This window comes from Bacteroidota bacterium, from assembly GCA_016706865.1.
GTDB lineage: Bacteria > Bacteroidota > Bacteroidia > Chitinophagales > BACL12 > UBA7236.
The window spans coordinates 660,012-682,561 of the sequence record JADJIS010000003.1; the positions used below are offsets into that span (position 1 = coordinate 660,012).

A 22,550-nucleotide genomic window follows, 5' to 3' on the forward strand; every position below is an offset into this window, starting at 1 on the left:
CTAAAAATTAACGTTTTCAGATTTATTATTAACATGTGGTTTGTATTGCGGATGGCGAGGCCACGAAGACTCTAAGGGCGCGAAGGTACGCGAAGTAGTTAGTCTTGGGAAGATTGATTTATTACAACATGATAATTGTGATTTGCAAAAAAATTATGGTAGTAAAAAAGATGGGATTAACTAGGAGTCAAGTTTCATTAGTCAATAGACATTAGTCAGGAACTTAAACATTCGGTTATCGAAGAGCATTCTCAGTACTCACTACTCACTCAATGTCTAAATCCTCAGGCAAATACAAAGCCGGATTCACGAATCACACCTCACGATCAACCTACCTGCAAAATCAACCCCTTCAAATAATTCGTCTCCTCCACACCCCAAACTATCGGATGATCCTTCGACTGGGTTAAAAACTGCACTTCGCGAATTGTTTTTTTTGCATCTTTTGCGGCGGAAGAAACAACATCGTAAAATAAATTCACATCCATAAAATGAGAACAACTAAAGGTGACCAAAAAACCTCCGGGTTTTAGCATTTTCATTCCGCGGAGATTAATTTCTTTGTATCCTTTTATTGCATTTTCAATCCCTTTTCTGTTTTTAGTAAATGCAGGAGGATCTAATATCACAACATCAAATAAACGATTTTCTTTTGCCCAGAGTGGTAAAATATCAAACGCATTTTCACAAATACATTCAATATTATCGTAATTATTTAAAATAGCGTTTCTTTTTGTTTGTTCAATGGCATCTGCTGAAATATCCAATGCTGTGACGTGTTTGGCACCAAAATGTGATGCAAATAAAGCGAAGGAACCTGTATACGTAAAACAGTCTAAAATAGTTGCGTTTTTAACTATATTTTTTATTGCTAAACGGTTCTCTTTTTGGTCGAGAAAGAACCCTGTTTTCTGCCCGTTTGCCAGATCCACGTGCATTTTGACACCATTTTCTTCGATCACAATGTTTGTGTCAAATTCTGCGGATAAAAAACCTTTAATTTCTTCCAAACCTTCCAGTTTTCGAACCGGAACATCATTTCTTTCATAAATCCCCTTTGCATTAAAATCAGAAAGTAAAATTTCCACAATAACCGATTTCCATTTATCCATTCCTGCACTGAGGGTTTGAATAACATAATTATCATTGAATTTATCTATAACTAATGCGGGTAAAAAATCTCCTTCTCCAAAACATAAACGATAATTTTCTGTGTAATTTAATTTCTCCCGATACGTTTTGCATTCCAATAATTTTTTTCTGAAAAAATCTATATCTATATTTTCTGATTTATTTCTTGAAAGAATTCTTACAGTGATCTGCGAAAGTTCATTGATATATCCCTTGCCAATAAATTCGTTGCGAAAATTATAGACTTCCACGATATCACCGGTTTTAGGTTCGCCCACTATGGTATCAATTTCGTTGCCATACACCCATGGGTGGCCATCTTCCACCCGTCTTCCTTTACCTCTTTGTAATATTACCTGCACAATTATTTAATTTTGGGTGAAAATTACGTATAATAATTGAGGGCAATTCTTCGCAATATCGCAAACTGGGTCTTTTATGGCAATATCATGATCGCCGTATGTGCCATGTGTTTTACATTGCAAGCATATTATTTACTGCGTATTGAACCCATATTTGATATCCTTATTTTAATGAGTGGAGTGTCCACTTTGTTTACTTATTTATTGATTAGGATAGCTGCGGTTTCTCGTATTAAAAATTATCAGCCCGAACCGAGATGGGATTTTTTTCTTCGTCAGATGTTTTGGATGCGTTTGCTTACTATACTTTCTGCAACCGCAACTATAATTCTCTATTTTCTATTGCCCCGTTCCGTGCAGATAATTTTATTGATCCCTGGGTTAATTTCTTTATTATACGGCATTACCATTAAATTTAATGGCAAACAAATTAAATTGCGCGATCTTGGATTTGTAAAAATATTTCTTATCGCAATGGTATGGGCATTTGCAGGGTCTTATTTGCCGGCTATTAATGCAGGAGAAAATGTTTATTCTTTATCTGTTTTGATGTTATTTCTAGCTAATTTCTTTTATATTTTTGCCATTACACTTCCCTTCGATATAAAGGATATGACCATTGATGCAATGAATAATGTTAGAACACTTCCCACAAAATTAGGCGTGCGATCAACAATTTATCTTTGTTATATTTTGTTACTTATCAGCGGTATCTTTCATTGGTATTTACAGGAGGTGATCTTAAAAACAACAAATGGAAATACAATGGCAATAGCGCTTTCACTTATTGCTACAGGTGTTGCAATTAAGTTTACTCAACGGAAAAATAATGATACTGCTTATTTCGGATTATTGGATGGAATGATAATATTGCAATTTTTATTAGTCTTGCTTTTTAGTTTTTAATCGCAATTGCAATCACTATCGGCAACAATAAATTTACTGATTATATTGCCATCTTCCCCACTTTCAACATTAAACTGGACAGTCTTATCTGACGAAGTTTTACCTTCTATTGTGTAATTTGTTACATGACAATTTCCCGGCTCACATTTTCCGTAATTCACATTTTTAATATCGAGTAAAGGGATAATTTCTGCACTGCTGATATCATTACACAACATTAAACATTCCGTTTTTTTGTCGAATATAATTTCCTGTTGTTGAAGATCGGTCAATAATTTCGCATCGAGGGCTTTTACATCGGCAGCGGGTTCATTTTCAACGGGTTCTTTAATTATAAATGCTGCACATACTATTAGGATTGTTGTGGTGATTACTACTAAACCTTGTTTTTTATATATTGGATTCATAATCGTTAATTTTTTATTAAAAATTGCCTAGCTTAAACGTTATTGGTATATTGATTATTTATATTTATTGGAACGATCCCGAATAAGAAAATTTATGAAAATTTGATTTAAGCCCCAAAAATACTACCTAATTTTCTATTCGGGATAAGCCCAACTAATGCAATAGTTAAATCGCGATGCTCTTAACTATTGTATAAGAGGATCCCGAATAAGAAAATTTATGAAAATTTGATTTAAGCCCCAAAAATACTACCTAATTTTCTATTCGGGATAAGCCCAACTAATGCAATAGTGTATTCGCAAGCTCATCACAATTGCATAAGTTGGGCTAAAAGTAGCATTTTTGCATAAAATTTAGTCAAAAATATGATTCGCAACAACTGGACAAAGGAGGAAATTGGGGAGATTTATAATTTACCTGTATTGGAGCTGATTTACAATGCAAGTGTTGTACACCGTGAGTTTCACAGCACGGGAGAGGTGCAGGTCTGCACCTTATTGTCGGTAAAAACCGGTGGTTGTCCGGAGGATTGTGCTTATTGTCCTCAGGCTGCACGATATTCTACGGATGTGGAAGCACATAAATTGCTGGAATTTGATGAGGTGATCACAAAGGCCTTAATTGCCAAAGAAAATGGCTCCACGCGTTTTTGTATGGGAGCTGCATGGCGAAATGTTAAGGACAATAAGGATTTTGACAATGTTTTACAAATGGTGAAAGGTGTTGCCGAACTGGATCTGGAAGTGTGTTGCACTTTGGGGATGTTGAGTGAAGATCAGGCACATAAATTAAAGGAAGCGGGTTTATATGCATATAATCACAACCTCGACAGTGGTGAGGAATTTTACGAACAAATAATTACCACCAGAAAATACGACGACCGCTTAGAAACGATAAATAATGTTCAAAAAGCAAATATTTCAGTTTGCAGCGGAGGAATTATTGGATTGGGAGAAACGGATCACGACAGAATCGATATGCTTTTCACGCTCAGCAATTTAAAAACACATCCGGAATCTGTTCCGGTAAATGCCTTGGTTGCGGTGAAAGGAACACCTTTGGAAAACATGAAAAGAGTAAGTGTTTGGGAAATGGTGCGTATGATAGCAACTGCAAGAATTTTAATGCCTAAAGCAATGGTGCGATTAAGTGCAGGAAGAAATGAAATGAGTATAGAAGAACAGGCATTGTGTTTTATGGCAGGAGCAAATTCTATTTTTGCAGGAGATAAATTATTGACAACCCCGAATCCTGAAGTTAATGAAGATAAAAAAATGTTTGAATTACTCGGATTAAAACCCAGAGAAGCATACAAGGGAATTGAAGTGAGTGTATCATGACTTTATCAGAACGATTAAACGAAGAACTGGAAGCACGAAAATTATCCGATGCTTTTCGTTCCTTAAAACTCGTTCAAGGAAAAGTGGATTTCAGTTCTAATGATTATTTGGGTTTTGCGCGAGATTCTGATTTGCATAAATTAATCTTATCTGAAATAAATAATCTCCGGAAATTTGGTTCCACCGGCTCTAGGTTACTCACCGGAAATCATTCACTTACAGAACAATTGGAAAGGGAAATTGCGTTATTTCATGATGCGGAATCAGCACTTTTTTTTAATTCAGGGTATGAGGCGAATTCGGGTTTAATTTCTACTATCACCAAAAGAAATGATACCATTATTTTTGATGAATTGTGTCATGCATCACTGCGTGAAGGAATAAGATTATCCAATGCTAATTCCTGGTCTTTTAAACACAACGATCTTACCGACCTCGAATTAAAATTGCAAAAAGCGGAAGGCGAAAAATTTATTGTTGTGGAATCTGTGTATTCTATGGATGGAGATATTTGCCCCTTGAAAGAAATTGTTTTATTTGCTGAAAAATACAAAGCAAATTTAATTTTGGATGAAGCACATGCAACAGGGGTAATAGGCAGTAAGGGAGAGGGCTTGGCACAACATTTACATTTGCACAAAAAAATATTTGTTAGGGTTCACACCTGCGGAAAAGGGATTGGTAATAATGGTGCTTTTATTTTTGGTTCGGCAATATTACGCGATTATCTCATTAATTTTTGTCGTCCATTTATTTATACCACTGCTCCAAATTTGATGCAGGTTATTGCTGTGCGTGAAGCATATCGAAAATTGGAAAAATCACAGGATTTATTGAGTCAATTACAAGAAAATTGTTCTTATTTCAAAAATCAGATAAAAAAACATCCTCAAATAAAACTTTTGCCATCTGACTCTGCAATTTTTAGTGTGTTGATTCCCGGAAATGCGGAGGTAAAACTGGCTTCTGTTTATTTGAGCAATGCGAATCAGGATGTGCGACCAATTTTATCACCAACAGTTAAGGCAGGAGAGGAGCGATTGAGAATTTGTATGCATAGTTTTAATACTAAATTGGAAATTGAAAGATTGATCAAATTACTTGATCAGATAACAGAAGTGATCAACCGGGAAGAAATGGAATAGTTAGTGTGTTAACGACCCAATTTATGAATTGCATGGAGGGTTTAAAATATAGTTAATGCAACTATTGACCTGGATTGATAATCTTAGAAGTATAATATGCGCCCCATACTATTAATGCTCCCTCTATTTATTTGCTTTTCCTGCAAACCTGACGATAAAATTGCAGAGATAAAAGTGCCTTGTTCAGAACTTTATGAAGATATTTATACGGATACCATATTCGGCACCGTTTTCCTGGATTGTAATGAAACTCCCGCGGAAGGATATTTAATTATTGCACAGGAAGAAAGAGTAAGGAACTGGAATTCTTACTTTGAAACGGATTCGATTTTTACAGATGAAAACGGCAATTTTATGTATGTATGGAATACATTTTGTCAAGATAGGGAATTCGGATTCGAAAATTTTCTGGAGTTCTATGTAAAAAAAGATCCTGGAATTATTGGTGATAATTTCAATACCATTAATATATCTTTTCCAACCAATACGAACCAAAATTTTACTTATGTAATAAATGATACTGTAAACTTAAAAATTCAGTTTCATTTTAATCAGGCATTAACTGCTTCTGATACCTTATGGTACTCAAGAAGGATGAGTTTTGAAAATAACTTTATAGTTGGTCCTCTTGTTGATACTGTTGTTACACTCGCTGCATATTCGGCAAACGAAAATATATTTACTGATAATATGTCGTCTCAGTTTTTGAATTGGGCGATAGGATATGAAGATTTTACTTACTGGAATTCTATTTTTCAACCCGGAACCCATCAAGTGGAATACTTTCATCAAACTTGTGCCGACGAAGATTTATGCAGCATTGTTGTTCAATAATTATTTGATGAATTAACATATCTTTAGGCCAATAATTATATTCTCCATCATGTTATTGGATTCGATCGTAGATTTAGTTGCAACACCTGCTCAGTCAAAAAATGAAACGGAGATTCGGAAACTTATCCGGTTAAAGTTGAATTTGACGGGTGATTTTTATTTTAAACTTTTAAAGCGATCTATAGATGCAAGATCAAAAAATATAAAAATTAACTTACGGGTGCAGGTCTCCTCTGAGCCTCTTCCCGAGACTAATTTTTTCATCCCTCAATATGCTTCAGTAGAAAAAAAAAGACCGGTAGCCATAATTGGTTCCGGACCTGCAGGTTTATTTGCAGCACTTACATTATTGGAACGAGGAATTAAACCCGTAATTTTTGAACGGGGGAAAAATGTACGCGATCGAAGACGAGATCTTGCAGCAATTAATAAAGAGGGAATCGTAAATCCGGAAAGTAATTATTGTTTTGGGGAAGGAGGAGCAGGAACCTACAGCGACGGAAAATTATATACCCGTAGCGATAAACGCGGTAATATTAAAAGTATTCTTGAAACCTTTGTGCGTTTTGGTGCGGATAAAGATATTTTGGTGGATGCGCATCCGCATATTGGGACAAATAAATTACCCGATATCATTCAGAAAATGCGGGAGGTGATTTTAGATTCCGGTGGGGAAATTCATTTTAATGCTAAGGTGACTGATATTGAAATTCAGTTTGATGCTGTAACATCTCTGCAAATAAATAATACAGATACTTTTAAATGTGATCAGATCATTCTTGCAACCGGTCATTCGGCAAGAGATATTTTTGAATTATTACATAAACGAAAAATATTAATTGAAGCCAAACCATTTGCCCTAGGTGTCCGCATAGAACATCCACAACAGATAATCGATAAAATGCAATACCATTGCGACTCCCGTGGTGAATATTTACCTCCTGCATCTTACAGCATTGTAAAAAATTTTAATGGGAGAGGAGTGTACTCCTTTTGTATGTGTCCCGGTGGAATTATTGCTCCATGTGCAACGAATAACAATGAAGTAGTCACCAACGGATGGAGTCCAAGCAAAAGAAATAATCCATTCGCAAATTCAGGATTTGTTGTGAGCATCGAATTAAGCGACCTCAAAGAATTTCAAAAATATGGTCCCCTTGCAGGCATGTATTTTCAAAAACAAATAGAAGAAAAATGTTTCATCGCCGGAGGAAAAGATCAAGGCGCTCCTGCTCAGAGAATGATAGATTTTGTTAATAATAAATTATCCTCCTCATTGCCCGATTGCTCCTATCAACCCGGAATTATTTCTACATCACTAGATACAGTTTTACCTGAATTTATTATCAATGCACTTCGCAATGCATTTTTGCAAACTAAAGATCTACGCAGCGGTTATTTTACAAATGAAGCAGTATTAGTCGCCCCCGAATCGCGAACATCATCTCCAATTAAAATTCCACGCGATGAGAATACTTTACAACATATCCAAATTAAAGGTTTATTTCCTTGCGGCGAAGGAGCGGGATATGCAGGGGGAATTATAAGTGCGGCGATTGATGGGATTAGGGTGGGGGAAAGCGTGAATCGTTAATCGTGAGCCGTGAATCTGAATGAGAAATGAGTTATGATTAATGAGTTTGCTACTGCATGGATGAAACTTTAATGTCTTTATTGGAAGCTTTAGATAATTGGTGAGTGGTGAATAGTGAGTACTGAGTATTGATCCGAGTTAACCGAAAAGTTTCACATCACCCGTACGCCGTGGTTGTGTGTTTTTCACCAACCATTGGAGGAGATATCTTTTCGCTCTATAAAATGCAAGTCCCGTTAGGGACGAAATATCGGTAGCATTAATCCAACCCATACTGACCAAGTCCCGTCCGCCGCGGCGGATGACATAAAAGAAATTTTCATGCGGAGGAAGATCTTCATGTTTAAGAAATGGTGAATTAGAATATTGATTCCAACAATTTTTTAACTATAATGCATCATTGAAAATAGGATTATTTCCAAAACATTTTAACATGTCGTCCCTACAGGACTTGTGGGATTTTGTTTTTTAAAAGCTACCGATATTCCGTCCCGCTGGGACTAATTTAAATTTTTATCCTTTTTAAATCCGCCTAATTCGCGTCATCCGCTTTCCACTTTTTTTTCCACCCTTTATTTTTTCCGTACCGAATTGGTGTTTTTTTGGATTGATGCATTAGTGAGACCTTCGCAAATAGCGAGAGGTGTCAGGATGCATTAGTGAGACCTTCGCTAAGAGCGAAAGCCTCACTCGCTCCGAAAATATGGATCATCTCTTCGTGATTAGTAATTGCGTTAATCACATTATTATCATTATTATTTAAATCTAAATTATATAATTTTTTTTATCCTTTTTAATCCGCCAGATCAGCGTCATCCGCGTTCCCCTTTTTATTCCACCATTTGATATCCTGTCCAATTCCCTTGTCCTATGTCCAGTCATGTGTCCTTTATCCTGTGTCATGTATCCCTCCTCTAGAACAGACTCAAATTTTTTTGCGCAAAGGAAAAACTCCTCACCGTTTCATAATTCGAATACGCATCTGTCTTTACTAATTTTCTCCAGGTGATGGAATTGCATTCAAACTGTGCTTCATATTTTCTGTTTGCAAAATATTTTTTTGCTACCTGATATTGATCTTCTGAAAGTGTTCGTGCAATGGTGATGTGCGGAATTTTCCCGACATTAAAATCTACATCCTCGTCAAACTTTGCGGTTTTTATTTCTGCGGATAATTTTTTTCGTAAGGATGTTAAATGTGATTTGGATTGATCATCCGTGGAAATAAATATGGTGCGATTATTATAAAACTCATCAAAATCTTTTAAATGAATAGTAAAAGGTATTTGATTTCTGCAAATGATCTCCATACGTTTTTCTATCTGCGAAATTTTATTTTCATCTCCCATAGCTGCAAACAAAATGATGGAAGGATCAGAATAAAATGACGCATATTTTCCAATAACAGATTCCAAACCCTGTTTAAAAATTTTAATAGGTTCGGCGATATCGAAGGGCGGAGAAATTACTGCAGAATATACCTCCGTCATTTAATCTTCTTTAATAAATTCATAAGGCATAAAATCTATAAAATCGTTTATCGTAACTGTTACTGACATTACTCGCTCGTTTTCTACTGCAAATGGAATTTCTTTCACTCCCCAGTTAATAGGATCATAAGTGCACACAAAATCATTGCCTTTTAACAATTGCAATTTTCCTGTTAACTGCGGATGATGTTCGAAATACATATTGAGGTTTCCTTTTTCTAATTTTATTTCCATTTTTCCATAAACACTGTTGTAATAAGTTCCTGCATATTCTTTTAGTGGTAATTCGGCTTTGGCACCTTTTGCGGCGGTTGCATACCAATCAGAAATTTCCTGATCTTTTGCTTTTTCATTGCGTTCATAAAAACCATAAAAAGTGCTGCTTAAATTTCTGTAAGGCATATCAAAATATGCTTCAATTATTTGATATAATGCAGCCAGAAATAAATAATTAGCATCAGTATTTGTCAAAACCGAAATACCGAGTTCCTCATCAGGGATCATACAAACCGTTGTAACAAAACCATCAGCACCACCGGTGTGCCAAACCAATTGGCGACCTTCATAATCATTTAATCCAACACCTAATCCGTACAGATCAAAATGTTGCGATTTAAATAAACCTGATTGTCCATCACTTACTATTGATCTAGGAAATCTGGTATCCATGATCGCTTGTTCCGAAATAATTTCCTTTCCCTTGTATTTGCCTTCATCCAATTGTGTTATCATCCAATGCGAAATATCATTTACGCATGAATTAATACTTGCGCATGCAGCAATATTATTTAAATTATCATATCCTAATTTTACCAATTTCCCCTCCGACATTGTATATGCTTTACATGCGTTTTTATCTGCAACAATTTTTTCATAGGTAGTGGATGAACGATTCATTTCCATGGGAATAAAAAAATTGTGTAAAATAAAATCATCCCAACTCGTATCTGTAACTGCCGGAATTATTTCTCCTGCAGTAACAAATCCCGCATTGCAATAACCCCATGTATCACGAAAATCGTACACTACTTCATTATTGCCAATATTTTCTATTATCCTTTTTCTCGAAACATTATTTCCCCAATTAAAAAAATCACCCTGAAATGTTTCAAATCCCAATCGGTGAGATAAAATATCCTCAATAGTTACCATGGGTGTTAAAGTTTCGTTGTGCATTTTGAAATAAGGAATCCAATCAACCACCTTGTCTTCCATTGATATTTTTCCGTCGTTGGCTAACATAGCTAATGCTGATGCAGTAAATAATTTTGTATTACTTGCTATCATAAATAAAGTATTTTCATCTACTTTTTGTTTTGTTTCTATATCACTTACTCCATAACCTTTGGTTACCACGGTTTTGCCATTCTTTACTATTGCAACTGCCACTCCCGGAATTTTCCATCTCTCCATTTCGCGCTGAATATAAACATCCAGACTATCCGTAATAAATGCAGGTTGTTGTGCAGAAATATTGGTAATAACTACTGATAGTAAAAATAATACGATTAAATTTTTCATGTATCTGATTTTATAATTTTGCTAAATTTATTTTTCCGTCGTTAAAAATAAGGTCAATCATGCTAAGGTCGCTAAAAAAATCAAAGCGATCTGAAAATACCTGTGGATACTTAGGTAATTGCATTTTTAAGGGATTAATTGATTTTGGAGTAATAATATTTCTAAGATCTGTAAAACCCTCCGTGCCGGGTTCAATATAATGTTCGGTAAAACGAATTTCTGTTCTCACCTTACAAATTTTAAATAGCAATTGAAGCAGATCATAATTGAGATCAATTAAAAATTCATATTTTTTTTCATAATAAGGTGCCAGTGTATCTTCAAAAAATTCGAAATATGGAGAACGACGATAACAGCTCATCAAGGTCATCCAATGGATTTTTTGCCAGTTCTCTTCATAAGAAACTTTAACAGTTTTCATGGTATCTCTCGCACTTATAGCTTTGGATAGTGGCACACTTAAAGTTAAAACACCATTCGGACTCAATACCTTACACCTGTTTCTATAACTGGCTTTCACGTAATTGCTGCTCACATCGAGATACACGGTATCGTAATGAGCTACATTTAACACCCAGGAAATGGATGGGAGATAATGTGGTTCTATGAGAAGTGAATCTGACATTAATATGATACTAAAATTATCGCGTAAACTAAAGAAACTGTAATTTTAACATAAATTTCGTTCTATGAAAAAAATATTTGTTTTAACCGCAGCAATATTTTTATCGGCAACTGCATCTTTTTCCCAAACTCTGGCTGAAAATACCACTGTAAGATCATGTATGTTCATGCTTCCGGGGGAAGGTGCCTATATGGAAACCTATTTAATTGCCGGCGCGAATGCCATAGAATATCTCCCCGAAAAACCGAGAGGATTTAAAGGAGCAGTGGAAGTGCAGATATTGATCGTGGAAGGAGATAAGGTGGTGAATTTCGACAAATATCAACTCAATACTCCGATAGTTTATGATACCAATGCCATTAATTTCAGCATTATGGATCAAAAACGTTTGTTTATTCCGAATACTACTGTTTCGGTGGAAGTGAAAGTAATAGATGTGAACGATCCTGAAAATTTCTTTTCCTCCACAGAGGTTTTTACAGCTTTTGTAGAAAATTCGGTGCAAATTTCTGACATTCAATTTGTAGAATCATATAAAGAAACTTCAAAGGAAAATACTTTCACAAAAAATGGATTGGAATTACAACCACATCCTATAAATTTTTTCTCCTCTGAAAAAAAATCCATCATTTTTTATGGCGAGATATATAATTCAGATAAATATCTCACCGATGATCAATTTATGGTGACATATTCCATCAAAAATTCTGCTACCGACGAATTCAATCAGGAATTTTTTCAATACAGTAAATTAGATGTGCAACCTGTTGTTTCTTTCATAAAAGAAATTGATATTACTGATCTTCCCGGTGGAAATTATAATTTATTAGTGGAAGTTAAAAACAAAAGAAACGAATTGGTTACACAAAAAAAGGTATTTATTCAGCGTGCAAATTTCAATTCGATAAATGCCTGGGAAAATATTAAAATGATAAATACCAGCGGAACTTTTGCCGATGTGTATACAGAAGAACAATTGGATTATTTTCTGGATGTTATTAAACCCTTAGCAAGTTCATCTGATCTTAATCTTATCGAATCAGTAAGTCCAAGGGTTGATCCCGAATTAAAAAAGAAGGTTTTATACAATTTTTGGGTGGAAAGAAATCCGGAAGATCCCTATAAAGCATGGCTTAAATATCTCGATCTTGTAAAATCAGCAAATCAGAGTTTCGGAACTCCTTCGCGTCCGGGTTATAAAACGGACAGAGGTCGCGTTTATTTGCAATATGGCGCTCCATATGATGTTGTTACCGCTGTAAATGAACCGGGAGCATATCCATATGAGATATGGTTTTACACTACCTTACCCGACAAACAAACCAATATCGGATTTGCGTTTTATGAGCCTACCATGGTATCAAACGACTATATACTCATGCATTCTAATGCCCGCGGTGAATTACATGATGCGCGATGGAAGGTAAAACTGTATGAAAATGTGGCTTCACCTGCGGAGGTGCTGAATTTCGATAATGAGAGTGTGGAGGATAAGGTAGGTGGTTACAGGGCAGTTGATATGTATGAATTTTAACATATCTTTACCTGTGCATGCTTCAGGAAGATATTCTTTACAAACCCGTTGTTGCCTTAGTGATCCTTTCCTGGAATGGTCAGAAATTTCTTGAACAATTTTTACCGTCAGTTGTCCGATTAAAATATCAACCCCTGGATATTTATGTTGCAGATAATGCATCTACTGATAATTCCATCGAATTTCTTCAAAAAAATTATCCTGCAATTAAAATTATATCCATCAAAACAAATGAAGGTTTTGCCAAAGGATATAATATTGCTTTAAAGGAAGTTGTGGCAGATTATTATTTTCTGGTAAATCAGGATGTGGAACTAACGGAAAATTGCCTCGAACCACTTATTGAATTGATGGAAAGTGATGTAAATATCGCTGCCTGTCAACCAAAAATTTTAGCATATCACGACAAACATTTATTTGAACATGCCGGTGCTGCCGGTGGTTATATCGATAAATTAGGATATGTTTTTTGCAGAGGAAGAATTTTCGAATCACTGGAAAATGATACTCTTCAATATCAAAGTTCCGATGAAATATTTTGGGCGAGCGGAGCTGCATTTTTTGTCCGCACAGATCTTTTCAAACGATTTAAATGTTTTGATTCCGATTTTTTTGCGCATATGGAGGAAGTGGATCTCTGTTGGCGATTTAAAAGAGCAGGGTATAAGATCATGTATGTTCCCGAATCAACAGTATATCACGTAGGCGGTGGAAGTTTGCCAAAGGACAGTCCGCATAAGATTTATCTCAACTTCCGCAATAATTTATTCATGCAATTCAAAAATTACGAATCGCATGAATTAATATGGAAAATACCTGTGCGTATATTATTGGATAATGTTGCCTTTATCAAAGCATTATTACAACGAAAATGGCCCGAAGCCTTTGCAATTTTCAGAGCGGACTGGCACTTTTTTTTATCTCTCCCTCTCCAATTTAAAAAACGTTACGACAACTGGCGCTTATACCACAAAGTCCGAATTAATTCCTCCCGCGTACGACAAAAAGGCTATTACTCCGGCAGCGTCGTTTGGCAACATTTTATTAGAAAAAAGAAAAAGTTTACAGACCTATAAGCTCATGACTCTTGATTAGTTGGTGAGTGGTGAATAGAGAGTGGTGAGATAGCTCCGAGTTAAATTGAAACTCACGATTCACCATTGACGATTCACGAAAGGAGTAACACTCCTGTACGCCGAGGTTGGTGTTCGTACGCCGTGGTTGGTGTTTTTCACCAACCACTGGAGGGAGAGGAAAAATTTTTATGGTTTCGAAAAACCTAAGCAAGTTTTCATAAAATGAGTAATGAGTTATGAGTAATGAGAATGGAATAAGGTAGCCGGATGTTTACCTCCTGACTAATGACTCTTGACTAATGACTTCTAACCCTCCTCAAAAAAATGGATGTAACACCTTAATTCAGCGGTCTAAAAAATATTTGATCGCCAACCCATACCCCTCTAAACCTAACCCCACTATTAATCCCTTACATTTTCCCGTCAACACATCATTATGCCGAAATTCCTCCCGTGCAAAAGTATTAGAAATATGCACTTCCACAACCGGAGTTTTTATGGCAGAAATTGCATCGGCAATAGCAATAGAAGTATGTGAATATGCACCGGCATTAATTATAATTCCATCATAACTAAAACCCACCTCATGCAATTTATCTACAATTCCCCCTTCCCAATTACTTTGAAAATAGGATAATTCCACATTCGGAAATTTTTGTTTCAAAGTGATCATATAATCCTCAAATGTAGTGCTACCGTATATTTCAGGCTCTCTTTTTCCCAAAAGATTGAGGTTAGGTCCATTTATGATGCAGATTTTCATAAGTGGACAAATTTACGATTATTCACAAAACGAAATAGTATAAGGCAGCGCAACGTTCTTTTTAATGGCATTAACTTTTCACCGTGAATTGGGAGTCAGCAATAAAGGAATTCAAAACATATCTGCAATTGGAAAGGTCCTTATCACCGAATTCTGTGGAGGCTTATTTGCGTGATATCAATAAACTGGTGCAATTTCTTTCCACCCAAAATAATACTACAGCTCCCGAATTAATTGAACGAAAACATCTGGAGGGATTTCTGCTTTTTTTATATGTAATGGGTTTGAACGACAAATCGCAGGCACGAATTGTTTCCGGAATTCGTGCATTTTTTAAATTTTTGTTGATGGAAGATCATATCAATAATGATCCTTCACAATTGTTGGAATTGCCAAAATTAAAAAGAAAATTACCCGACACTTTGAGTTATGAGGATATAACCGCAATAATTAATGCAATAGATCTCAGCAAACCCGAAGGACAGCGCAACAAGGCGATCTATGAAACATTATACAGTTGTGGTTTGCGTGTTACCGAATTAGTGGAATTAAAAGTCTCCGATATTTTTACCGAAGGCGGTTATATTAAAGTGCGTGGTAAAGGCGATAAGGAGCGATTGGTTCCCATTGGCGACAGCGCACTAAAATATATTGAGATCTATAAAACAACCGTAAGAAATCACATAAATGTCCAAAAAGGTTTTGAGGACCATGTTTTTCTGAATAACAGAGGAAAAAAACTTACGAGGGTATATATTTTCCTGTTATTGCGCATTCTTGCAGAAAAAGCCGGCATTAAAAAATCCATCTCCCCCCACACTTTCCGCCACAGTTTCGCCACCCATCTCATAGAAGGCGGCGCCGATCTCCGCGCCGTCCAGGTAATGCTCGGCCACGAATCTATCACCACTACGGAGATATATACGCATCTTGACCGGGAGTTCCTACGGGCAACGCTTATACAGTTTCATCCAAGGTTTAAGTAGAATTGATAATTGACAATTGATAATTGACAATGGGAGTCAACTGGGGGAGAGTCCTTCGCTTGCTAATATTGTTTGTAGGAAGATCAAAAAGAATAATGGGAGTAAACCTTGTGTTTATCATCCGATTCAGATCATTGCTTCTTTAGGACCATAAAACTTAGGGTTGTAAATATTTTTATAATTATCAATTGTCAATTGTCAATTCTCAATTACCTTTGCGTTCTGCCCGGGTGGTGAAATTGGTAGACATACCAGCTTGAGGGGCTGGCGCCCGCAAGGGTGTGCAAGTTCGAATCTTGTCCCGGGCACTGATCCTACACTATCGATGTGAAATTTTGAGTGGAGACACTTGGGGTTTCACATTTTTTTTGAATTGAGAAATTCGTGAAATTTAGTTATTTGATTTTGAAGTGAGTTCGGTTTTGATATCGCATATCCGAAAATAGTTTGGATTTAATCCGTCGCAGCGAATGGGATTATTATATTAATACAATAAATTACCAATGAATTTAACCCCGGGTAGGGGTGACATTATTATAGTAATACAATAATTTATGAATGAATTTAATCCGCCGCGGCGGATGGCATTATAATACATATTACAAATAGCATAGGGTACCAAATAATAAATCAAACCAGGCTTAAATTTTAACTAATTCATGTTCCTTGGCGTTATGTAGGATGGGATATAATGTCATCCGCCGCGGCGGATTTTGATAATTTTTTAAATCCGTTATGCTATAATAATGCCATCCCTTCCCGGGGTTTTGGTAATTTTTTATTTACCTATTACTAATTTTATGAAAAATATTTGGATATTTATGTAGGGTGATTTTAAAGAAATATGCAGGTTTATACAAATAATATTATAGTTAAACACCAGAATAAAATTATTAGAACCTTTGTATAATATCTATAACGGATAATTTTAAAGATTATGAGGTCTATTTATATACTATTTGTTTTCTCCATTTATTTTATACAAAAAGGAATGGCCAATACTGAAATCCCAGTGGATTCATGTAAATCAATAAATTATACTGATAATGGTGGGGCCTTTTTTATGGTTATTGATATATCTGGTCTGAATGATAGTTGTGAAATTCTTCTTCCAACTAATCTTAAGAATAGTAAATTAATTGTTACTTCTAAAAAGGAAATAACCTCACACCAGTTTAATAAATTTTCAGAATTAATCACACCATATCTGCCGGCGATTAATTCACTAGAAGTAAATGTGTATGACCAGGAACTTAGGAATAATGTTTTACTACTATTCGCAGGACGCTCTCTGGATCGAATTATATTAAGCGTAAATGATTCATTAAGTTTGGATGAAAGTATCGTAAAAATAGCTTATGTTGATCGCCTTGACATCTTGTCGGATTCGTTGATTTATATACACGAAAACATTGCTCTTTTTAATGGACTTAATGACTTATATATTGAAAGTATTTGCAACCAAGATTTTAGCAACGAAATTTTTAAAATACAGACACTTAAAGAGTTAAGCATTGTTTTGACTAATTGCGCTGTAAATTATAATTTAAATGAAATTGTAAAAAGCAATCACCCAATTCATCTGAAATCCTTTGAGCTTGCAGCCCCTACAAGTGAAATCAATTTAAATTTGTCAATAATAGATACTGTCGATGTAATTTTATTTACTGTTGATAGTTTATTGAATTTTCCTTCTTTTTTTGTTGGCAAAACTGTATTTTCAAAAATTATTATCAAATATGCACTTAATGATATGGGAAAGGTTTCATCAAAAATTAAAGAATTAAAAGGTGTTGAATCAATTTATATTGGCCCAATTGATAATAACTCCCACCCTGATAAAAAATCAAAGAGGATCACCAAAAGCTTACAAAGATATTTTCCAGAAGCACAAATTGTTGTAATGGGTAAAAAATGAAAAATATTTATTGCTGCCTGTCATTTTTATCACTAGATATTTAAGAATTTATTAATAATTGGAAGAAGAGATAATATTCAGATAGAAATATATTATCCTCAATAAGCAATCGCATATAATTCACCAATGTTTTTAGAGGAAAGTAATTTGCCGGCTATTTCTATTACTGCCATTACCTGTTCTTTAGAAACGGTATCAAAGTCGACAAGAAATTCATCAACTGAAATGCCTTCTTCAAGATGATCAAACAAGGATTCGACCGGTACTCGGGTGCCTTTAAAAACTGGTTGCCCACCAAGTGTTTCAGGGTCAATAGTTATAACATCTTTGATGTTGTGCATATGTAAATTTACTTAAATTGTTTAAATGGGAAAATTTTAACTTAAATCAGGGTCTTAATTTGCCATTACATTGCCGGTTTAAATACTCGCCCTTCAGGTGATTTCTTGGTAATTAAATTGATAAATTTTTGTTTTTGCGATTTATTTAAGTAACTTTCAAATTATTATATCATGTAAAACCTCGGATATGAAAAATTTAACACTCTCTTTCCCTTTTAAAGGCATTAAACAAACTATTACGAGTATTTTCCTTTGTATTTTAATCTTCAGTGTAAAATTGGGCAAAACTCAATGCTCATGCGATCCGTTGTCATATGGCAGCTATTCTGTAAATCCTACGGTTGGACAAACAGCTGATGACTTTGATGTTGCTGGCGATGATTGGTCTGCAACAACTGTACTTCTTCAATTTGATTTTATTATAGATGTGAATTTTGTAATAAATAGTACTGATATAGCAATTATGCCAGGTGTGGAAATCACTGTTAATAGTGGAAAAACTTTAGTTATCTATAATGATAGTTACATCTCTGCTAAATCAGGTGAAGATATGTGGGAAAGTATCCATGTTTTGGCTGGGGGTACAGTTGTAATACAGGAATCTACAATTGCACATGCTGAAATGGGTGTCTTTTCTGATAACACAACTACCTCAGCAGCTGATTTTCAAATTACAAATGGTACATTATTCTGTAATAACGATATTGGCATTTACATTGATGCTTATACGGGAGGAGTTCATCCCGGATTAGTAGAAGATACCGAAATTTGTGCATTAAGTTTGATTGATCCTGTTTCGGGAAGTATTGGCTTGGCGGGAATATATGGTGATGGTATTAATGGAACCTCCTCAATAAATGTTGGGAACGGGAATTTCATTGGAATAGGTTCAGAATTCAACACTTTTCACGATTTGCAATATGGTATATTTTTAGTTAATGCTAATGCCACAATAACAAACAATAAATTTAATGATATTTTAAACAGTACGTCTCTTGGTATAGGAATTTATGGACGAGCCTCTGTGGCCACTCCTTGTCATGTTGACATTGGACCATCAACCACTTCTGCAGGAGTTTATAATTATTTCGAATCAGTTGAATATGGTATTGCACTAACGGATTATTATAGTTCAAATATTATGAAGAATATTTTTGTTGGGAATGCAACTGGGAGTTCATATGATATGAGGAAAGCAATTTTTATCGACGGTTGCCCCCAAACTCATTTTATTACCTTCAATGAAATTGAAAATGCCCATGAATATGGAATTTATTGCAATGATAATGAATCAGGTGATTTTTATATTCGAAGTAATGAAATTATCAACACACCTTCACTCTCTACAAGTCTTGTAAGAACCGGAATTTTTTATGATTTGAATGCACCTGAAACGACTGATGTAGTTATAACTGGTAATACCATCGAAAATGTCCAATGTGGAATCTTTGCAAGACATGTTCAGAATGGGTTACAAATTTCAACAAATATTATAGATTTCAAATTCCCGACAGGTGGGCTCGACATTGCCTCAGGGATTTCTATAGAAGATTGTTATTTTGCAAAGTTGGATTTGAATATCCTTGATGGACATGGTGCAACTTCAAGTTCCACGTTAGGAATTCGAATTGAAGCCAGTGAAGGTTTCCGTTGTTATTTTGCAAATGATATTTCCAATTGCGGATATGGTATTTATTGTGACCAGGATTCTCCTGACGGAAATATCGTTTGTAATACGATTACTAATTGCACCAGAGGCGTTTGTTTTAATGACATAGACGATGGTAATATTGGACCTATACAAGGAAATTTTTCCTCCCCATTTCTTCCAAGTGATAATAAATGGTACCCGAGCACAGGTGATCCTTCAACTTGGGGTAATAGAACTATTATGACTGGTGGAACCGATGGAAGCACATTAACATGGCGATATAGGGATGATGATGAAATTTATGATATGGTGGAGGCTGGTGGTACGGGTTTAAATATAACCATTACAGGGACTGTTATAAGCCCAATTTTATCAGCCGCAGGGCCTAGTGGCGAAGACATTTGTGAATTCACCGAATACGAACTACCCAGACTAAGTGGTGCTGAAAGAAAATTAGGAGTTGAAAACTCTTTAAAGTTAACTGATGATTTGGATTTAACCGGATATTTTGCAACCTATTATCAAAATTTAAGTAACAAATTAAATGAGGGTGCAACAATTAATGATATTTATCTTTTGCTTGACGCAGGGCTGAATATGATCAATAATGATTCTCTCTATATTGAACCCGATACGGCTACCGAACATCTTGAAATGTTAATTGCTGAAACTAACCTCGAAAACTATCGAAATATTTTCTCCTTAATTAATATTCGAGAATATAATGAAGCAGAAACAGTGCTAGCGGGAATCGAAACAATTAATTCATTGGAGGATAATATGTCTGCAGTAATTGATATTTATTTACAATCAATCAACGAAGATGGAGTTTTAGAAATAACAGAAGAAAATCGAGCATCCTTGATCGGAATAGCAACCCAAAAAAATAATGATGCAGGCAAAGCGGTTTATTTTGCAAGGGCTGTTCTTGATACAGTTATCTGTTTTCCTCCTCCTGATTTTGAAGATATGGAAGAGAGGGAAATTAATTCTATATCATTTTCACCTTATCCTAATCCAACAAACGGAATTTTTTATATTGAAATATCTAAATATTTTGAACCGGATAAAATATTAGTTACTGATTTGGCAGGAGCAGTTATATTAAACATGTCAATAGGTTTATTAACTGAAACAACCTATAACATGGATATTACCCAATTTAAAGCAGGTATTTACCTATTTACTTTTATAGATAAATCAGGTAATCAACAATTCGGTAAAATAATAAAATTATAGTAATATGATTTACAGAATTATTTTACTTTATCTACTGATAGTAATGATGAAGGAGTCAAATTGTCAAAATCAGATGAATAATTGGTTTTTTGGAGACTCCTTATTAATGACATTTTCCGGTGGAATAATGTGTGATACAGTAGCTGGTTCGATTATTCAAGAATCAAGCGCTTCAATATCTGACGACATGGGTAATCTATTATTTTACACTGATGGAAAGTATGTTTGGAACAGAGATCATGAAATAATGCCAAATGGATGTTGTCTGGATATTGATCAATATTGGGAAATAGGTTCAAGTGTTACACAAGGTGCACATATAATTCAGAGACCTAGCCATATCAATGAATATTATATTTTCATATTGTCAGTTAATGGTCTTTCATATAGTGTTGTTGACTTGAGCTTCGATGCTGGATCAGGTGATATAGTTTTGAAAAATTCAACTCTTATTGATCATCCTCTCACAGAGCAGATGACCTCAGTAAAACATGCAAACGGGAGAAATTGGTGGTTATTTGTCCATAAAAAAGGTATAGAGCCTGATGCATCCAATCTGTTCTACAAATTATTATTAACACCAGACACCATAACAATTGAAACTCAGGAAGTAGGTTTTAGTAGAATGGGAAATAATTTTGGTCAAATGATATTTTCACAAGATGGGAGTAAAATGGCTATTGCTGATACTAATTGTCTTGAAATATATTCATTTGATAGATGTGAGGGCTTGCTGGAACAATTATATTTTATTCCCAATGCAGATATTGCACTAGAGAAATTATATGGATGCGCTTTCAGCCCGGATGGAAATAAACTATATGTTTCTACTGAAGGCCTAATTGAACATTCTAAATTATTTCAATATTGCTTTAATTGTAATGATCCTTTTCCGGCAACAAAAACACTAATTTATGAACTTATTTCAGATGTAAATTTTGATGTTTATGAATATACAATAGGGCAAATTCAACTTGCTGCAAACGCCAAGCTTTATTTTACTACTTCCTATACAATTTTTCCAAATTTTATATACAGTGAGGAAACCATGAATTTAAATGTTATAAATTTCCCTGATGTAGAAGGAGTTTCATGCGATGTGGATTCAAATTCTATATGGCTTGGAGGCAGAAGATCATTATATGGTTTACCAAATTACCCAAACTATAATTTAGGCCCACTTACAGACAGCGAGTGCGACACTATAATTACAGGAATTATTGATCCGATAAAAAGTCACACAATTGACATTTACCCAAATCCAACAATTGGGATATTAAATATAGAATTTTCTGATCCATTTATCCCCCAAACAATTATTATCACTGATATATCCGGAACCATTCTGATAAAAGAGGAAATTTCAGAAAAATCTGGTGTTCCATTTAATTTTGACATAGAAAATCTTAAACCAGGTATATATTTAATTTCTGTTTCAAATAACCATGGGCAAATTTATCATGACAAAATCGTAAAATTATAATTGATTATTATGAGCTCACCTAAAGCTCTCCTACAAATCCCTCACCGGATCAATCTTATCCCTCACATAATTCTTCAAATTGATCCAAAAGGCAAGGATCATGTAAATGATGACAGGAGAGGCAAAGGTTAGAAATGTGACATACACGAAGAAGAGGCGCACACGACTGGAGGCAATACCCATTTTCTCGCCCAACCAAGAGC

At 35.0% G+C, this 22,550-nt stretch carries 18 protein-coding genes and 1 tRNA gene; 12 read left to right on the top strand and 7 right to left on the bottom strand.

Features of this window, described 5'->3' with window-relative positions; translation table 11 throughout:
* Positions 1 to 326: 326 nt before the first annotated feature.
* The gene (locus IPI31_12360; GenBank protein ID MBK7568605.1) at positions 327 to 1,496 is read right to left on the bottom strand and encodes a class I SAM-dependent rRNA methyltransferase; all 1,170 of its coding nucleotides are present in this window, start codon (positions 1,494 to 1,496) and stop codon (positions 327 to 329) included.
* Positions 1,497 to 1,529: 33 nt separating this feature from the next.
* Between IPI31_12360 and IPI31_12365 the strand changes: the two genes are divergently transcribed.
* Complete coding sequence (locus IPI31_12365) at positions 1,530 to 2,399, top strand: UbiA family prenyltransferase (protein ID MBK7568606.1); 870 nt, start codon at positions 1,530 to 1,532, stop codon at positions 2,397 to 2,399.
* Here IPI31_12365 and IPI31_12370 read toward each other — a convergent pair.
* Positions 2,396 to 2,806, bottom strand: coding sequence for a hypothetical protein (locus IPI31_12370; GenBank protein MBK7568607.1), 411 nt, complete (start codon positions 2,804 to 2,806; stop codon positions 2,396 to 2,398). The genes IPI31_12365 and IPI31_12370 overlap by 4 nt on opposite strands.
* Before the next feature lie 366 nt (positions 2,807 to 3,172).
* On the opposite strand from IPI31_12370, the gene bioB reads away from it, so the two are divergent.
* The 4 genes from bioB to IPI31_12390 all read left to right on the top strand — a co-directional run bounded on the left by bioB (position 3,173) and on the right by IPI31_12390 (position 7,720).
* A complete protein-coding gene (gene bioB / locus IPI31_12375; GenBank protein ID MBK7568608.1) occupies positions 3,173 to 4,147 on the top strand; it encodes a biotin synthase BioB in 975 nt (324 codons plus the stop codon).
* The gene (locus tag IPI31_12380; GenBank protein MBK7568609.1) at positions 4,144 to 5,292 is read left to right on the top strand and encodes a pyridoxal phosphate-dependent aminotransferase family protein; all 1,149 of its coding nucleotides are present in this window, start codon (positions 4,144 to 4,146) and stop codon (positions 5,290 to 5,292) included. Before bioB ends, IPI31_12380 begins: the two co-directional genes overlap by 4 nt.
* Before the next feature lie 96 nt (positions 5,293 to 5,388).
* Positions 5,389 to 6,126, top strand: a complete 738-nt coding sequence (locus tag IPI31_12385) for a hypothetical protein (protein ID MBK7568610.1) — start codon at positions 5,389 to 5,391, stop codon at positions 6,124 to 6,126.
* A 49-nt stretch (positions 6,127 to 6,175) separates the two neighbouring features.
* Positions 6,176 to 7,720 (top strand): FAD-dependent monooxygenase, encoded by a 1,545-nt coding sequence (locus tag IPI31_12390; GenBank protein ID MBK7568611.1) that lies wholly within the window; start codon positions 6,176 to 6,178, stop codon positions 7,718 to 7,720.
* Between the two features lie 914 nt (positions 7,721 to 8,634).
* Here the strand turns inward: IPI31_12390 and IPI31_12395 are convergent.
* Genes IPI31_12395 through IPI31_12405 form a run of 3 tightly spaced genes read right to left on the bottom strand, consistent with a single transcriptional unit; the run spans position 8,635 to position 11,356 of the window.
* On the bottom strand, positions 8,635 to 9,210 hold the full coding sequence (locus IPI31_12395) for a 2'-5' RNA ligase family protein (protein MBK7568612.1): 576 nt from the start codon (positions 9,208 to 9,210) through the stop codon (positions 8,635 to 8,637).
* On the bottom strand, positions 9,211 to 10,731 hold the full coding sequence (locus IPI31_12400; protein ID MBK7568613.1) for a serine hydrolase: 1,521 nt from the start codon (positions 10,729 to 10,731) through the stop codon (positions 9,211 to 9,213).
* A 10-nt stretch (positions 10,732 to 10,741) separates the two neighbouring features.
* Entirely contained in the window at positions 10,742 to 11,356 is a 615-nt protein-coding gene (locus IPI31_12405; protein MBK7568614.1) for a WbqC family protein, read from the bottom strand.
* Between the two features lie 64 nt (positions 11,357 to 11,420).
* Here IPI31_12405 and IPI31_12410 point away from each other — a divergent pair, with 64 nt between their 5' ends.
* Positions 11,421 to 12,890, top strand: coding sequence for a GWxTD domain-containing protein (locus IPI31_12410; protein MBK7568615.1), 1,470 nt, complete (start codon positions 11,421 to 11,423; stop codon positions 12,888 to 12,890).
* Positions 12,891 to 12,922: 32 nt separating this feature from the next.
* Complete coding sequence (locus tag IPI31_12415) at positions 12,923 to 13,966, top strand: glycosyltransferase family 2 protein (protein ID MBK7568616.1); 1,044 nt, start codon at positions 12,923 to 12,925, stop codon at positions 13,964 to 13,966.
* 343 nt (positions 13,967 to 14,309) lie between these two features.
* Here the strand turns inward: IPI31_12415 and aroQ are convergent, their stop codons facing one another.
* Positions 14,310 to 14,729 carry a type II 3-dehydroquinate dehydratase gene (aroQ, locus tag IPI31_12420; GenBank protein MBK7568617.1) on the bottom strand — a complete coding sequence of 140 codons (420 nt, stop codon included), beginning with the start codon at positions 14,727 to 14,729 and terminating at the stop codon, positions 14,310 to 14,312.
* 83 nt (positions 14,730 to 14,812) lie between these two features.
* Between aroQ and xerD the strand changes: the two genes are divergently transcribed.
* The 3 genes from xerD to IPI31_12435 all read left to right on the top strand — a co-directional run bounded on the left by xerD (position 14,813) and on the right by IPI31_12435 (position 17,633).
* On the top strand, positions 14,813 to 15,715 hold the full coding sequence (xerD, locus tag IPI31_12425; GenBank protein ID MBK7568618.1) for a site-specific tyrosine recombinase XerD: 903 nt from the start codon (positions 14,813 to 14,815) through the stop codon (positions 15,713 to 15,715).
* Between the two features lie 224 nt (positions 15,716 to 15,939).
* A tRNA-Leu gene (locus tag IPI31_12430) sits at positions 15,940 to 16,023 on the top strand.
* Positions 16,024 to 16,706: 683 nt separating this feature from the next.
* Positions 16,707 to 17,633 carry a hypothetical protein gene (locus tag IPI31_12435; GenBank protein MBK7568619.1) on the top strand — a complete coding sequence of 309 codons (927 nt, stop codon included), beginning with the start codon at positions 16,707 to 16,709 and terminating at the stop codon, positions 17,631 to 17,633.
* Positions 17,634 to 17,731: 98 nt separating this feature from the next.
* Here IPI31_12435 and IPI31_12440 read toward each other — a convergent pair whose 3' ends face one another.
* Positions 17,732 to 17,974 carry a DUF433 domain-containing protein gene (locus IPI31_12440; protein MBK7568620.1) on the bottom strand — a complete coding sequence of 81 codons (243 nt, stop codon included), beginning with the start codon at positions 17,972 to 17,974 and terminating at the stop codon, positions 17,732 to 17,734.
* A 187-nt stretch (positions 17,975 to 18,161) separates the two neighbouring features.
* Between IPI31_12440 and IPI31_12445 the strand changes: the two genes are divergently transcribed.
* Entirely contained in the window at positions 18,162 to 20,864 is a 2,703-nt protein-coding gene (locus tag IPI31_12445; GenBank protein ID MBK7568621.1) for a T9SS type A sorting domain-containing protein, read from the top strand.
* Between the two features lie 4 nt (positions 20,865 to 20,868).
* Entirely contained in the window at positions 20,869 to 22,347 is a 1,479-nt protein-coding gene (locus IPI31_12450; GenBank protein ID MBK7568622.1) for a T9SS type A sorting domain-containing protein, read from the top strand.
* Positions 22,348 to 22,550: the final 203 nt, after the last annotated feature.